Annotated in this window: 13 protein-coding genes; 10 read left to right on the forward strand and 3 right to left on the reverse strand. The window is 72.9% G+C overall.

Features of this window, described 5'->3' with window-relative positions:
- On the reverse strand, positions 1-1,003 hold a 1,003-nt coding region (locus tag ACWEJX_RS35535; protein ID WP_451611542.1), incomplete at its 3' end, for a phosphatase PAP2 family protein.
- Between the two features lie 415 nt (positions 1,004-1,418).
- On the opposite strand from ACWEJX_RS35535, the gene ACWEJX_RS35540 reads away from it, so the two are divergent.
- A complete protein-coding gene (locus ACWEJX_RS35540; RefSeq protein ID WP_451611543.1) occupies positions 1,419-3,086 on the forward strand; it encodes an MFS transporter in 1,668 nt (555 codons plus the stop codon).
- 10 nt (positions 3,087-3,096) lie between these two features.
- Here ACWEJX_RS35540 and ACWEJX_RS35545 read toward each other — a convergent pair whose 3' ends face one another.
- Positions 3,097-3,534, reverse strand: a complete 438-nt coding sequence (locus ACWEJX_RS35545) for a cell division protein SepF (RefSeq protein WP_403797372.1) — start codon at positions 3,532-3,534, stop codon at positions 3,097-3,099.
- Positions 3,535-3,836: 302 nt separating this feature from the next.
- Between ACWEJX_RS35545 and ACWEJX_RS35550 the strand changes: the two genes are divergently transcribed.
- Positions 3,837-5,171 carry a DUF5685 family protein gene (locus ACWEJX_RS35550; protein ID WP_451611544.1) on the forward strand — a complete coding sequence of 445 codons (1,335 nt, stop codon included), beginning with the start codon at positions 3,837-3,839 and terminating at the stop codon, positions 5,169-5,171.
- 86 nt (positions 5,172-5,257) lie between these two features.
- On the opposite strand, the gene ACWEJX_RS35555 is transcribed toward ACWEJX_RS35550, so the two are convergent.
- Entirely contained in the window at positions 5,258-6,217 is a 960-nt protein-coding gene (locus ACWEJX_RS35555) for an ABC transporter substrate-binding protein (RefSeq protein ID WP_451611545.1), read from the reverse strand.
- A 453-nt stretch (positions 6,218-6,670) separates the two neighbouring features.
- Here ACWEJX_RS35555 and ACWEJX_RS35560 point away from each other — a divergent pair, with 453 nt between their 5' ends.
- The 8 genes from ACWEJX_RS35560 (at position 6,671) to ACWEJX_RS35595 (ending at position 15,118) form a co-directional block, all read left to right on the forward strand.
- Complete coding sequence (locus ACWEJX_RS35560) at positions 6,671-7,522, forward strand: amino acid ABC transporter permease (protein ID WP_451611546.1); 852 nt, start codon at positions 6,671-6,673, stop codon at positions 7,520-7,522.
- Entirely contained in the window at positions 7,519-9,345 is a 1,827-nt protein-coding gene (locus ACWEJX_RS35565; protein ID WP_451611547.1) for an FAD/NAD(P)-binding protein, read from the forward strand. Before ACWEJX_RS35560 ends, ACWEJX_RS35565 begins: the two co-directional genes overlap by 4 nt.
- A gap of 38 nt (positions 9,346-9,383) precedes the next feature.
- Positions 9,384-10,295, forward strand: a complete 912-nt coding sequence (locus ACWEJX_RS35570) for an amino acid ABC transporter permease (protein ID WP_451611548.1) — start codon at positions 9,384-9,386, stop codon at positions 10,293-10,295.
- A complete protein-coding gene (locus ACWEJX_RS35575; protein ID WP_451611549.1) occupies positions 10,292-11,083 on the forward strand; it encodes an amino acid ABC transporter ATP-binding protein in 792 nt (263 codons plus the stop codon). Before ACWEJX_RS35570 ends, ACWEJX_RS35575 begins: the two co-directional genes overlap by 4 nt.
- A gap of 26 nt (positions 11,084-11,109) precedes the next feature.
- Complete coding sequence (locus tag ACWEJX_RS35580; protein WP_451611550.1) at positions 11,110-12,096, forward strand: ABC transporter substrate-binding protein; 987 nt, start codon at positions 11,110-11,112, stop codon at positions 12,094-12,096.
- 21 nt (positions 12,097-12,117) lie between these two features.
- Positions 12,118-12,906, forward strand: a complete 789-nt coding sequence (locus ACWEJX_RS35585; RefSeq protein ID WP_451611551.1) for a DUF1684 domain-containing protein — start codon at positions 12,118-12,120, stop codon at positions 12,904-12,906.
- 177 nt (positions 12,907-13,083) lie between these two features.
- On the forward strand, positions 13,084-13,986 hold the full coding sequence (locus ACWEJX_RS35590; protein ID WP_451611552.1) for a S1 family peptidase: 903 nt from the start codon (positions 13,084-13,086) through the stop codon (positions 13,984-13,986).
- A gap of 232 nt (positions 13,987-14,218) precedes the next feature.
- Complete coding sequence (locus tag ACWEJX_RS35595; RefSeq protein ID WP_451611553.1) at positions 14,219-15,118, forward strand: S1 family peptidase; 900 nt, start codon at positions 14,219-14,221, stop codon at positions 15,116-15,118.
- The last annotated feature ends 109 nt before the right edge of the window (positions 15,119-15,227 follow it).

Genomic DNA, 15,227 nt, shown 5'->3' on the forward strand with positions numbered 1-15,227 from the left:
GGCCGACCGGGGCGCGCTCCGAGCGCACCGCGTGATGGGCGGCGGGGTGGTGGCCGGCCGTGTGGTGGGCGCGCGGGGCGGCCAGCGGCGAGGCGGGCAGCGGTGAGGCGGGCAGGCCGGCGGCCCGCCCGTTCGCGTTCCGGCCTGCGCTCGCGGCGCCGACGGTCTCCCGCACCGGCTCCTCGACCCCGGCCGGCCGCTGCGGGAAGAGTCCCGGCACCGGGCCACCGGTCGCCACCGGCAGCGAGGGCACCAGGCGGCGGCGGGACCGCAGCTGCTCGCGCAGCCGGTCGCGCACGCCCAGGATCCACGCCTCGGCCACCGTGATGACCGGCTCGCACCAGGGCAGCGCGAGCAGCACCACCAGACCGGCGGCCCAGCCGAGCAGCACGTCGCTCAGCCAGTGCGTGCCCAGGTAGACGGTGGTCAGGCCGACGCCGAGCGCGACCAGGGCCGACAGCGCCGACAGATAGCGGCGGGCTCTCGGCGTGGTCGCGAGATAGGCCAGGATGCCCCAGGTCACGACCGCGTTCGCGGTGTGCCCGGACGGGAATATGTCGCCGCCCGCGAACAGCTCGGCGGAGCCGATCTGTGTCGCGTAGTGGGGGCCGAGTCGGCCGAGGCCGAGCTTGACCGCGCCGACGGTGGCGTTGAGCAGGAGCAGCGCGGCGCCGAGCGAGAGCAGCGGTCGCAGCGTGTGCTGGCGCCAGGAGCGCCAGCCCAGCCAGGCCGCCACCATCACGGCCGTCGGCCCGCGCTGGCCGAGGACGACGTAGTAGTCGAGGAACGCGTGCCACTCCGGCCACTGCTGGTAGGGCCGGAAGAGCATGATCTTCCAGTCGATCAGCACCAGCGGGGTCGAGAGGAGCACGGCGACGACGATGACCAGATAGAACGCCAGCGTCCCGCCGAAGAGGGCGAGACGCGTCCGGGTCATCCGCGGGACCTCTATCTTCGGCGGTTCCGGCTCCCGGTCCAGCCGGGCAAAGATGTCGGTACGCACCCAATCGACGTTACAGGGAGTGAGTAGCGACCTTGGTCGTTCCGGTCCCTTCGTGATGACGATGTGATGTGGAGTTGCTCTCAGCCGGGCGTTTGTTCCCGTCATCCGTCGGAAAATCCGATGACCTTCGGCGTTATTGCCGAAGCCGCGATTCCGTAAGCCTGTTTGATCGCCCGGGGAATTCCGGAAACGGCTCCGCGCGTGAAATTCCAGGTGACACGCGGTGCGGGCGCGCGACGACCCGAGTGGCGTACGCCACACCGTGCGGCCCGCCGGGGTGAGACCCTGACCACGCGCTCGGGCATTGAACTCGCGTACGCTGACGGCTCACTCGCCCGTCGATGCCGGGCCGCCCCGGGGCCGACCCCCCGGCCGGTGCCCGCCGAGCGCGAGGGCTTCACTGGGAGGTACATGCATGGCGCGGACGATCACGGCCGAAACACGGCCGCGGGCCCTCGGCCGCGGCCCCGACGGCGGCGCGAACCGCTGGGTCGTCCTCGTCGTCCTCTGCGTCAGTCTGCTGCTGGTCGCGCTCGACTCGACCGTGCTGCACGTCGCCGTCCCCTCGCTCACCGAGGACCTGCGGCCCAGCTCCACCCAGCTGCTGTGGATCGTCGACGCCTACCCGCTGATCTGCGCGTCGCTCCTCATCCTCTTCGGCACCCTCGGCGACCGGGTCGGGCGCAGACGCGTGCTGCTGCTCGGCTACGCGCTCTTCGGCATCGCCTCGGCGGTCGCCGCGCTCGCCACCGCGCCCATGGTCCTCATCGGCGCCCGGGCCCTGCTCGGCGTCGGCGGCGCGATGATCATGCCCGCGACGCTCTCGCTGCTCCGCGCGGTCTTCCCCGACCGGCGTGAGCGGGCCACCGCCATCGGCATCTGGACGGCGGTCGCCGCCGTCGGCGCCGCCACCGGCCCCGTGCTCGGCGGCTTCCTCGTCGAGAACTACTGGTGGGGCTCGGTCTTCCTGATCAACATCCCGCTGATGGCCCTGATCCTGCCGGTCGGCCGCTGGCTGCTCCCCGAGTCGCGCGGCGCCGCCGACGGGCCCTGGGACGTGCTCGGCGCGCTGATGGCCGCCGCCGGAGTGCTCGGCGCCGTCCTCGGCGTGAAGCGGCTCGGCGCCGGCGCCGAGCCGCTCGCGCCCGCCACCCTCGGTCCGCTGCTCCTGGGCGCCCTCCTGATGGTCCTCTTCGTACGGCGGCAGAAGCGGCGCGCCCACCCGCTGATCGACATGCGGCTCTTCGCCCGGGCGGCCTTCACCACCTCCGTCGGCTGCATCGTGCTCGGCATGCTGGCCCTGGTCGGCCTGGAGCTCATCGCCGTCCAGTACCTCCAGCTGATCCTCGGCCTCAGTCCCCTGGAGACCGGCCTCCGGCTGCTCCCGCTCACCTTCGCCGCGATGGCCGCCGGCGCCACCGGCTCGTACACCCTGAACCGGCTCGGCCCGCGCCGGATGGTCGGCTGGGGCTTCGTCCTCACGGCGGCCGCGGTGCTGCTGCTCGTCCTCATGGGCCAGCACGACCGGCCGGTGCTGCTCACGGTGGGCTTCGTGCTGCTCGGCTTCGGCCTGCAGACGACGCTCTTCTCGGCGTACGAGTCGATGCTCAGCGAGGCCCCGCCGGAGAGCGCCGGCGGCGCGGCGGCGATCGGCGAGACCTCGTACCAGCTCGGCGCGGGCATGGGCATCGCGCTGCTCGGCAGCGTCATGAACGCGGCGTACGCGCCCGGGCTCGCCGGACTGCCCGGCGTGCCCGCCCCGGCGGCCCACGCCGCCGCGAACTCCCTCGGCGAGGCGTACCAGGTCGCCGCCCGGCTCGGTGGCACCGCTGGCGAAACGCTCCACCACGCCGCCCGCCACGCCTTCGTCCACGGCCTCCACGTCACGCTCTTCGTGAGCGCGGGCCTGCTGCTGCTCGGCGCGCTGATGGCGCTGCGGCTGCCGCGGGTGATGGAGTGCGCTCCCGTCCAGGATCTGAACCCGGACCGGGAGCCGGAGCGGAAGTGTGGGCAGGACCTTCCGAAGGTGCCCGCCACCCGCGAACCGAGCGCGCCGCCGGCCGCGGTGAGCCCGGGCCCCTGAGGGCCCCGGCTCAGCTCTGGTTGAAGAAGCCGTCCTGGGCGCGGCCGGCCGACTCGCCGGTCACGATCTGCGTGTCCGCCGGGGTCAGCAGGAAGACCCGGGTCGCGACGCGCTCGATCGAGCCGCGCAGGCCGAAGGCGAGGCCCGCGGCGAAGTCGACGACGCGCTTGGCGTCGTTCGGCTCCATCGCGGTGAGGTTGACGATCACCGGGACGCCGTCCCGGAACAGCTCGCCGATGCCCCGGGCGTCCCGGAACCCGTCGGGCGAGACGGTCGCGATCCGACGGCCCTGCTCGTGCGCCGTGTCGGACGCCACCCGCACCCGCGGGTCCGTCACCCAGGCGTCGCCGCCGCTCTCGGCACCGTCGGCGTACTCGTCGTCGTAGTAACGCTCGTCGTTGTCCTCGACGAGTCCCAGCCAGGCACTGGCCTTGCGCACCGATCCCATGGACGCCTCCTTTCAGCGCGGTCACTCGTGGTTCCGCAATCCCTATCGTCGTCCATGATGCGGATCGCGCGCCAAGTGGATAGTCGGCGCGCAGGGGTTTCGTGACGGTACTGGTGCAGAACGTGAGGTCCGAAATCTGGCGAATCGTCAGGCATCTTGCGGTATGCGGGGGCTGACGGAGGCTTGACCGCAGCCGTGCAAATCAAATGATGAATGTCGGGCCGGAAGGGTGACGGCCGGGGCGTACGGGTGAACGCGCCCCTGGGTACGATGCCGACGCAGCCGCGGTACGGGGGAGTCTCTTGTTCGGAATAGTCAGGCCTTGCACGCACCGCCTCTCCGAGGGCCTCAAGGTGGAGTGGATGGCCCATCTCTGCGGTCTCTGTCTGGCACTTCGCGCCGACCACGGGCAGTTCGCCCGGGTCGTCACCAACTACGACGGCCTGATCGTCTCGGTCCTGACGGAGGCTCAGACCGGCCGCACCGAGGCCGGCCGGCGCACCGCCGGGCCCTGCCCGCTGCGCCAGATGCGGACCGCGCCCGTGGCGCGCGGCGAGGGCGCGCGGCTCGCCGCCGCCGTCTCGCTGGTGCTCGCCTCGGCGAAGATCCGCGACCACGTCGCCGACCGCGATGGCCTGTTGGCCCGCCGGCCGGTCGCCGCCGCGGCCCGCCGGGTCGCCCGCTCCTGGGACCGGGCGGGCGCCCGCACCGGTCGGGAGCTCGGCTTCGACACGGCCGTGCTGCTCGACGCGGTGGACCGGCAGACCGGCATCGAGACGCTCGCCGGGCCCGGCACCCCGCTGCTCGTCGTCACCGAGCCGACCGAGACCGCGACCGCCGCCGCCTTCGCGCACACCGCGGTGCTCGCCGGCCGCCCCGGCAACGCCGCGCCCCTCGCCGAGGCCGGCCGCCTCTTCGGACGCCTCGCCCACCTCCTCGACGCCGTCGAGGACCAGGCCGCCGACGCAGCTGCCGGCGCCTGGAACCCGCTCACCGCGACCGGTACCTCCCGCGAGGAGGCCCGCCGGCTCGCCGACGACGCGCTGCACGGCATCCGGCTCGCGCTGAAGGACGTCGACTTCGCGGACGGGCGGCTCGCCCACGTGCTCCTCGCCCACGAGCTGCGCACGTCCATCGACCGCGCCTTCGGCACGACGACCTGCTCGCACGTCGCGCCGGGCGCGGGGCACGGGCAGGGGCCGGTGCCGGGGAACCCGTACGCCATGCCCGGCGGGCCGGGAGCCGCGCCCGGCAACCCGTACGCCCCGGGCGGACCGGGCGGCAATCCGTACGCGCCCGGCCCGGGCGGCCCCGGCGGGCCGTACCACCCGGGGCCGGGCGGGCCGGGCGGCCCCGGCGGTCCCTGGGGCCCGCTCCCGCCCGAGCCGCCGAACCGGCGCCGCGGTCTCGTCGCCGGCTGCGCCGTCTGGCTCGGCCTGGCCTGCACCTGCCAGATGTGCTGCGGCACCTTCGAGGACCCGTGGAGCCGGCAGCGCCGCGACGGCCTCTGCTCCCAGTGCGACTGCTGCGACGCCTGTGAAGGGTGTGGCGAGTGCTGCGACTGCTGCGGCAACTGCTCGTCCTGCTGTGACGGCTGCGACGGATGTGACGGGTGCGACTGCGGCTGCGACTGCTGAGCTGCCACTGCCGAGCTGCGACCGCTGAGCTGCCACTGCCGAGCTGCGACCGCTGAGCTTCGACCGCTGAGTTGCGACCCGTGAGCTCACTTCGTGGGCGCGGGGATCTCCGGCGGGGAGATGCGTGACTCGGCGATGCCCGAGGCGGTCACGCCCCACTTGCGCAGGATGCGGTCGTAGCTTCCGTCCGCCTTCAGGCCGTTCACGGCCGCCTGGAAGGCGGGCGCGAGCGGGGTGCCCTTCTTGAAGGCGAAGCCGACGTCGAGACGGCGGTACTCGCCCAGGAACTTCGTGCCCGGCTGCTGCTTCACCGCGTAGCGGAGGCCGTTGATGGTGCTCATGACCACATCGGTGCGGCCCTGCTGGAGGGACATCCAGATCGCGGCCGTGTCGTTGTAGACGTTCACCTCGTACGGCTGCTTGCCGGCCGCCGCGCAGCGGCCCTTGTTCCGCTCCAGGGTCTGCTCGAACGTGGTGCCTGCGCCGGTGCCCACGCGCAGGCCGCAGAGCTGGGTGAGGTCGGTGACGGCGGTCAGTTTGCTGTCGGCGCGGGCGGCGAAGCCCTGGCCGTCGTTGATGTAGGTGACGAAGTCGATGGTCCTGCGGCGCTCCTCCGTGACGCCGAAGTTGCCCGTGCCGACGTCGTACTTGCCGCTGCCGAGCGCCGGCAGGATCGTCTCGAACGCGGCCACCTCGCGCTTCGGCTCCAGGCCGAGCGCCTTGGCGACGGCGCCCGCGATGTCGGCGTCCAGACCGACGACGGTCTTCCCGTCGGGCAGATAGGCGTTGCCCGGCGGGGTGCCGACGGCGGTGGCCAGGGTCAGGGTGCCGCGCTGCCGCACGTCGGCGGGGAGCAGCTTCGCCGCGGCCTCGTTCTTCCGCACGCCCGACACCACGTCCTCGGTCGGCAGCGCGTCCGGCGCGGCGGCGGTCCCGCCGCCCGCCTCGCCCGTGCCGCAGGCGGTGAGGACGGTGAGCGTGGCGGCGGTGATCAGGGTGAGGGCGAGGGTGTGGCGCGTCGGGGACGACGGCGGCGCAGAGGTCATGACGGTCCTTCAGGACGGGGGGCATGCCGAGGAAACCCGGGAAGAAGGGAATCCGGGCAGGGCCGGGCAGGGCAGGTCAGGACATGGTGAGGGGAGGGGAGTTCAGGCGCTCACGGGCAGGCACGGGTGAAGGCGCCGCGGGAAAAAGCACGCGGGCAGGGAGAAGCAGAGGGTCGGCTCAACAGGAAGAGGACCACACACGACCGAGGTCGATGTGGGAGCGCGTGACCAGCCACTGCTGCGGATGCATGGCCCAAGTGGAACAGGCATCCGTTTCCTCGTCAACCACGATGAGACGAACGGCTCATCATCCGGACGCACTTGACAGTCCGCCCCGCGCTCCGCGTAGCGTGAAGGGGCGGACCGTGCTGAGGGGCTCGGGTCCGCGGCTCACCGCGCGCTGAAGGCGCATCCCGTGTTCGATCCGTCTCTGGAATCCACGGAGCCTTCGCCATGTCCGCGATCATCGCCAAAGCCCCCGCTCCCGCGTCGGCGCCACCCGAACCGGTGCTCCGCATCGTCCCCGCCCGCCGCGCCGGCCAGTGGACCGCCGCCGGCGCCGTCCTCGTCCTGGCCGCGCTCGGGCTCTGGTCCGTCGCCACCAACCGCGCCTTCCAGTGGGACGTGGTGGGCGACTGGTTCACCTCCACCGCCGTGCTGCGCGGCCTCGGCCTCACCCTGTGGCTGACCGCCCTCGTGATGGCCCTCGGTTTCGCCCTCGGCACCCTGCTCGCCGTCCTCAGGCTCTCCGCCAACCCCGTCCTGCGCGCGGTCAGTTGGGGCTACGTCTGGTTCTTCCGCTCCACGCCGATCCTGGTGCAGCTGCTGTTCTGGTTCAACATCGGCGCCCTCTACCCGACCGTGCTCGGGATCCACACGGTCAACCTGCTCGGCCCGGTCTCCGTCGCCGTCATCGGCCTCACCCTCCACGAGGCCGCCTACGCCGCCGAGGTCGTCCGCGGCGGCATCCTCTCCGTCGACCGCGGCCAGATCGAGGCCGCCCAGTCCCTCGGCCTCGGCCGGTGGCGCCGGCTCACCCGGATCGTGCTGCCGCAGGCCATGAAGTCGATCGTGCCGCCCGCCGGGAACATGCTGATCGGCACCCTCAAGGGCACCTCGATCGTCTCCGTCATCGCCGTCCAGGACCTGCTCTACTCCACCCAGCTCGTCTACCACCGCACCTACCAGGTCATCCCGCTGCTCCTGGTCGCCACCCTCTGGTACGTCCTGGTCACCTCCGTCCTGAGCGTCGGCCAGCACTACGTCGAGAAGCACTACGCGCGCGGCACGGGCGGCACGCGATGAGCGCCGGACGCCGCTCGGTCGTCATCGTCGGCGCCGGCCCCCGCGGCACCGGCTTCCTCGAACGGCTCGCCGCCAACCTGCCCGAGCTGTACGGGGACGAGCCCCTGGACGTCCATCTCGTCGACCCGCACCCGGCCGGGCCCGGCCGGATCTGGCGCACCGCCCAGTCCCCGCTGCTCTGGATGAACTCCCGGGCCGACGACGTCACCATGTTCACCGACGAGACCGTGGAACTCGACGGTCCGGTACGCCCCGGGCCCACCCTCGCCGACTGGGCCGGGCTCGACGGCGCGACCTTCCCGAGCCGCCCCCAGCAGGGCGCGTATCTGCGCTGGGTCCACGAGCGGGCCCGCGCCGCCCTGCCGCCCACCGTCACCGTGCACGAACACCGCACCACCGCGCAGCGCGTGACCGGGCCGCGCGACGGGCGCCAGCGGGTCTGGCTGGCCGGCCGCACCGCACCGCTCCACGCCGACCTCGTCGTCCTCACCCTCGGCCACCTCGACGCCCGCCCCGACGAACGGCAGCGCGAACTCGCCGCCTTCGCCGCCCGGCACGGCCTGGTCCATCTGCCGCCCGACTTCACCGCCGACGCCGACCTGTCCGTGCTCCCGGCCCGGGAACCGGTCCTGGTCCGCGGCTTCGGACTCGGCTTCGTCGACCTGATGGTGCTGCTCACCGAGGGGCGGGGCGGGCGGTACGAGGAGGCTCCCGGGGACCCGGACCGGCTGGTGTACGTGCCGTCCGGCCGCGAGCCCGTGCTGTACGTCGGATCGCGGCGCGGAGTCCCGTACCACTCCAAGATCGGCTACGAGCTCGACGGCGAACGCCCGCCGCTGCCCCGCTTCTTCGGCCCCGCCGAGGTCGACGCGCTCCTGGCGTCCGGCGGACCGCTCGACTTCCGGCGCGACGTGTGGCCGCTCGTCGCCAAGGAGCTGGGCTGGGCCCACTACCACCGGCTCTTCGCCGCCCACCCCGAGCGGACCGCGATCGCCTGGACCGACTTCGAGGAGAAGTACGCGGCCGCCGCCCCGACCGGCGCGGACCTCGACGCCCTCGTCGTCGCCGCCGTCCCCGACCCGGCCGACCGGCTCGACCTCGACGCCCTGGACCGGCCGCTCGCCGGAGTGCGGTACGCCACGGCCGACGCCCTCCAGGACGGGCTGCGCCGCTATGTCGCCGACGACCTGGACCGCCGCCACGACCCCGCGCACAGCCCCGACCTGGCCGTCTTCGGCGCCCTGCTCTCCGTCTACGGGCAGCTGGCCCGGCTCGGCGACCTCGGCACCGGCGGCACCTGGTGGCACGGCTTCTTCAGCTACCTCGCCTCCGGCCCGCCCGGACCCCGGCTGCGGCAGCTCCGCGCGCTCTCCGACGCCGGGATCGTCCGCTTCCTGGGCGCCGACGTCACCGTCGAGACCGACGAGGAGCGGGGCGTCTTCCGGGCCGCCTCGCCGAGCCTGCCGGGGGAGTGGACCGAGGCCCGCGCCCTCGTCGAGGCCCGGCTCCCCGACCCCACGGTCACCCGGACCGCGAGCCCGCTGCTCCAGGCCCTGTACGAGGACGGGGCCCGGGCCACCGAGGCCGGGCTGCTCGCCGTCGACCCCGACGACGGGCGGGTCCTCGGGCGCGACGGACGCCCGCACCCGCGCCGCTTCGCGCTCGGCCCGCACACCACGTCCCGGGCCGGCGCGGCCTTCACCCGGCCCCGTACCGGCGGTCTCGCCTTCCGCCAGAACGACCGGACCGCGCGGACCGCGCTCGCGCTCCTGCACGACCTGTCCTCCTGTACGGCGGACGTGTCCGCGCCCCTGAGCGCCTGAACCCCCGTTCTTCCCGCGTCCCCTTCCGAGGTACCTCCATGTCTCTCACCAGTGATCCGCCCGTCAGCGATCCGCCCGTCGGGCTCGTCCCGGCGACAGCTCCCGCGGCCGGTCCCGGGGCCCCCGCCGTCCTCAAGGTCGTGCCCGTGCGCCGGCCCTGGCGCTGGCTGGCCGTCGCCGTCACCGCCGTCGTCCTCGCCCAGTTCCTGCACGGACTGGTCACCAACCCCGGCTGGGAGTGGGACGTCTTCGCCCGCTACGTCACCGCGGACGCGATCCTCCGGTCCGTCTGGGTCACCCTCCAGCTCACCTTCTACGGCACCGTGCTCGGTTTCGCCCTCGGGATCGTGCTCGCCTTCATGCGTCTGTCGGCCAGCCCGTTCCTGCGGGCCGTCGCCTTCGGCTACATCTGGGCCTTCCGCTCGATCCCGCTCATCGTGCAGCTGCTCTTCTGGTTCAACCTGGCCTATCTCTACAAGGAGCTGAGCCTCGGCGTCCCCTTCGGGCCGCGCCTGTGGTCCTTCGACACGATGGGCCTGGTCGGCGCGATGAGCGCGGCCGTCCTCGGGCTCGCCCTGCACCAGGCGGCGTACGCGGCGGAGATCGTCCGCGGCGGAGTGCTCGCCGTCGACGGCGGCCAGCTGGAGGCGGCGGCCGCGCTCGGCATCCCGCGGCTGCGGCAGCTGCGGCGGATCGTGCTCCCGCAGGCGATGCGCTCGATCCTGCCCAACGCCGCCAACGAGATCATCTCGCTCTTCAAGGGCACCTCGATCGTCTCCGTCATGGCGATCGGCGAGCTCTTCTACCAGGTGCAGGTCGTCTACGGCCGCAACGGGCGGGTCGTCCCGCTCCTGATGGTCGCGACCGCCTGGTACGTCCTGCTGACCACGGCGCTGTCCGTCGTCCAGCACTACGTCGAACGTCACTACGCGAAGGGGAGCACCCGATGAGCACCGCGGTCGCGGACATCACCGAGTCCGACGTGAAGGTCCGCCTCCGGGCCGTGCGCAAGAGCTTCGGCGCCGTCGAGGTGCTGCGCGGCATCGACCTCGACGTGCGCCCGGGCGAGGTCACCGTCGTCCTCGGCCCGTCCGGCTCGGGCAAGTCCACCCTGCTGCGCACCATCAACCACCTGGAGAAGGTGGACAGCGGCACCATCAGCGTCGACGGCACCCTCGTCGGCTACCGGCGCTCCGGCGACAGGCTGTACGAGCTGCGCGAGCGGGAGATCCTCCGGCAGCGCACCCGGATCGGCTTCGTCTTCCAGAACTTCCACCTCTTCCCGCACCTCACCGTCCTGGAGAACATCACCGAGGCCCCGGTCTCCGCCCTGAAACGCCCCCGCAAGGAGGCCGAGGCGACCGCCCTCGCCCTGCTCGACCGGGTCGGTCTCGCCGACAAGGCCCGGGCCTATCCGAAGCAGTTGTCCGGCGGACAGCAGCAGCGGGTGGCCATCGCCCGCGCGCTCGCCCTCGAACCCGGCCTGCTGCTCTTCGACGAGCCGACGTCCGCGCTCGACCCGGAGCTGGTCGGCGAGGTCCTCGACGTCATCAAGGACCTGGCCGCCGCCGGCACGACCATGATCGTCGTCACCCACGAGATCGGCTTCGCGCGCGAGGTCGCCGACACGGTCGTCTTCATGGACGGCGGCCTGATCGTCGAGCAGGGCCCGCCCGCCGAGGTCCTGGACAGCCCGCGCCACGAACGCACCCGCGCCTTCCTCTCCAAGGTCCTGTGAACCCGCCCCCTCGAAGGAGTCCCGCCATGCAGACCCGTCGCACCCTCCTCACCGCCCTCGCCTCGCTCACCGCCCTCGGCCTGCTCACCGCCTGCGGCGCGAGCGACGCCACCGACGCCGCCACCGACCAGGTCGCGCCCAAGGGGCAGAAGGGCGGCACCACGATCAACCTCGGCCCCGACCAGAAGCGCGTCCACACCGGCAAGGTCGACGCCATCGCCGCCAAGCTCCCGGCGGCCGTCAGCGCCCGCGGCACGCTCCAGATCGGCGTGTCCACCAACAGCTCGCCGCCGCTCTCCTTCTACGCCACCGACGACAGAACCCCGATCGGCGTCGAGCTCGACCTCGCGACGCTCGTCGCCGACACCCTCGGGGTGAAGCCGGAGTTCGACCCGGTCTCCTGGGAGAACCTCTTCGTCGGCCTCGACAGCGGCAAGTTCGACGCCGTCTTCTCCAACGTGACGGTGACGGAGGAGCGCAAGGACAAGTACGACTTCGCCACCTACCGCCTGGACGACCTGGCCTTCGAGGCGCGCAAGGGCTCCGGCTGGAAGGTCGCCGGCCCCGCGGACGTCGCCGGAAAGACCATCGCGGTCGGCTCCGGCACCAACCAGGAGAAGATCCTGGTCGACTGGAGCCGGCAGAACGAGAAGGCCGGCCGCAAGCCCGTGAACATCAAGTACTTCCAGAACCAGACCGACTCCTACCTCGCGATCCAGTCCGGCCGCATCGACGCCTACCTCGGCCCGAACCCGACCGCCGCCTACCACGTCGCCTCCGCCGGCCGGACCGAGGTCGTCGGGAAGTTCTCGGGCGCCGGCGCCCACCTCCAGGGCAAGATCGCCGCCACGACGAAGAAGGACAGCGGCCTCGTCGCCGCCTACCAGGCCGCCCTGAACCACATCATCGAGAACGGCACGTACGCACAGGTCCTGGAGCGGTGGGGGCTCAGCGGCGAGGCGGTGCCCTCGTCCGAGATCAACCCGCCCGGTCTGCCCCGCACCGGGAACTGACCTGTGGAAAGGTGACACACCATGAGTACGGATGCATCCCAGGACTGGCAGCACTGGCACGAGCAGCGCGTCGCCGCCGTCGCCTCGTCGTACGGGCCGCTCTCGCTGACCGGCACGTACTGGCTCGCGGACTTCCCGGACGGGCGAATTCCGGACGTTCCCGGAGAGTGGCGGGCCGAGGGTGACGAGGTGGTCCTCACGGCGGGCGCCGAGGACGCGGTGACCGTCGACGGCAAGCCGCTGATCGGCACGGTCCGGCTGACCACCGACCATCCGCCGATCCACACGTCACGGGCCGAGTCGGCCGGGCGGCGCCTCGTCGTGCTGCGCCGCGAGGGGGAGTGGGCGGTGCGGGACTTCGACCCCGAGTCGGCGGCGCGGCGCGCCTTCCGGGGCATCGAGGCCACCCCGTACGACGAGCAGTGGGTGCGGCCCGGAGTGTTCCGCCCGTACGCGGAGGACCGCCACGTCCGGGTGGAGAACGCGGACGGCAAGGAGCGCGGGCTCGGGCTCTCCGGGGAGCTCGTCTTCGACCTGCACGGCGCCGAGCACAGCCTCCAGGTGGCGGTGGAGGACGACGGCACGCTGTGGGCGGTCTTCGCGGACGCCACCAGCGGACGGGACAGTTACCGCTTCCGCTTCCTGCGGCCGCCGGCGCCGGCGGCGGACGGCACGGTGACGGTGGACTTCAACCGGGCGCTGCTGCCGCCGTGCGCGTTCGTGTCGCACTTCATCTGCCCGTTCCCGCCGCCGGGGAACACGCTGGACACGGCCGTGGCGGCGGGGGAGCGGCGGGTCCTCGGGAGCTGATCAGGGGCGGTGCGGGCGGCGCGGCGGTACGGGGGCCGCGCCGCCCGCGCGCGTGCGGCGACGCCGTCGACCAGAGGTGCCGATGGTGCGGGCGGTCTTGTGCGCGCCTCCCGGAAGGGCCACTATCGCTCGCGGTGCATGTCAGGAACACGTCACCTCGTCACCTGACGGTGCCTCATGGGCCCGCCACCCACGGGCCCCTCCGCCGTTTCCCGAAGGAGAACAGTGAGGACCACGCGCATCCGACTGCTCGCCGTCGCCGCCGCCGTCGCGGCCGCCACCGCCCTCGGTCTTCCCGGAGCCCAGGCCGCCCCCACCCCCGGACCGGCGAGCGCCCAGGCGCTCGCCCGCGCCGACGCCGCCGTCCTCAAGGCGGACGTCGGCGGCACCGCCTGGTACACCGACCAGGCCACCGGCAGAGTCGTCGTCACCGCCGACTCCACCGTCTCGCAGGCCGACCTGGCCAGGATCAAGCGCCAGGCCGGCGCCGACGCCGGCGCGCTGCGCATCGAGCGCGCTCCCGGTGTCTTCAAGCCGCTGCTCGGCGCGGGCGACGCCATCTACGGCGGCGGCTACCGCTGCTCGCTCGGCTTCAACGTGGTCAGCGGCAGCACGTACTACTTCCTCACCGCCGGCCACTGCGGCAACGTCGCGAACACCTGGTACACCGACTCGGGCCACTCCACGCTGATCGGCGCCACCATCGGGTCCAGCTTCCCGGGCAACGACTACGCCCTCGTCCGCTACGACAACACCTCGCTCAGCCACCCCGGCGGCTACAGCGCCGCCGACGCGTACGTCGGCGAGTCCGTCAAGCGCACCGGCTCCACCAGCGGTACCCACGGCGGCACGGTCACCGGTCTCAACGCCACCGTGCACTACTCCAGCGGCGGCACCGTGAAGGGCCTCATCCAGACCAACGTCTGTGCCGAGCCCGGTGACTCCGGCGGCCCGCTCTACGACGGCACCAAGGCGCTCGGCATCACCTCGGGCGGCAGCGGCGACTGCCGTACGGGCGGCACCACGTTCTTCCAGCCGGTGCCGGAGGCGCTCGCCAAGTACGGCGTCAGCGTGTACTGAGCGTTCTCCTCACCGAACGACTCGCCAGACCAACTCGCTTGAGCAATCCGCTTAGGTAACTCGCTTGATTCGTACGCGAGTTGGTGGGCCGTGCGGCCGAAAGGCGCCCTTGCGGCGCGAAGCCGTACGGCCCGAGACTCCCCCACAGCGCCGGCCCGGACCGCCCCGGGCCGCGCCTCACGGGCCCGACACCCCACTGCGGGCCCCCGATTCCCCTCTGGAGGAACGAGAAGTGAGGACCACGCGCACCACCCCCACGCGAAACACCCGCAACACCCGGATGCTCGCCATCGCGGCCGGCCTCGCCGCCGCCGCGGCGCTCGCCGTCCCCACCGCGAACGCGACCCCCGCCCCCGTCTTCGGCGCCGAGCAGCTCAGCGCCGCGAGCGACGCCGTGCTCGCCGCCGACGTGGCCGGCACCGCCTGGCGCGTCGACCCGGCGACGAAGACGGTGATCGTGACCGCCGACGCCACGGTCTCGCAGGCCGAACTGGCCAAGATCAAGCGCCAGGCCGGCGCCAACGCGGGCGCCCTGCGCATCGAGCGCACCGCCGGCAAGTTCAACAAGCTGATCTCCGGCGGCGACGCCATCTACGCCAGCAGCTGGCGCTGCTCGCTCGGCTTCAACGTCAAGGACAGCGCGGGCAACTACTACTTCCTCACCGCCGGCCACTGCACCGACGGCGCGGGCACCTGGTGGGCCGACTCCTCGCACGCCACCGTGCTCGGCAGCACCGCCGGATCGAGCTTCCCCGGCAACGACTACGGCATCGTGCGCTACACCAACAGCTCGGTGACCAAGTCCGGCACGGTCGGCAGCGTCGACATCACCGGCGCCGCCAACGCCACCGTCGGCATGTCCGTCACCCGCCGCGGCTCCACCACCGGCATCCACGGCGGCACGGTCACCGGCCTCAACGCGACCGTGAACTACGGCGGCGGCGACATCGTCTACGGCCTGATCCAGACCAACGTCTGCGCCGAGCCCGGTGACTCCGGCGGCCCGCTCTACTCCGGCTCCAAGGCCATCGGCCTCACCTCGGGCGGCAGCGGCAACTGCAGCTCGGGCGGCACGACGTTCTTCCAGCCGGTGACGGAGGCGCTCAGCGCCTACGGCGTCAACGTGTACTGACGGCGTCAGCGCCTGCCGACGGTCGGCGCGTACTGACGGCACCACGGCTGAGGCCCCCGCCGCGGCGGGGGCCTCATCCCTGTCCGTACGGGGTACGGGCGGGCAGAAA

This window comes from Streptomyces sp. NPDC004788 (assembly GCF_053601115.1).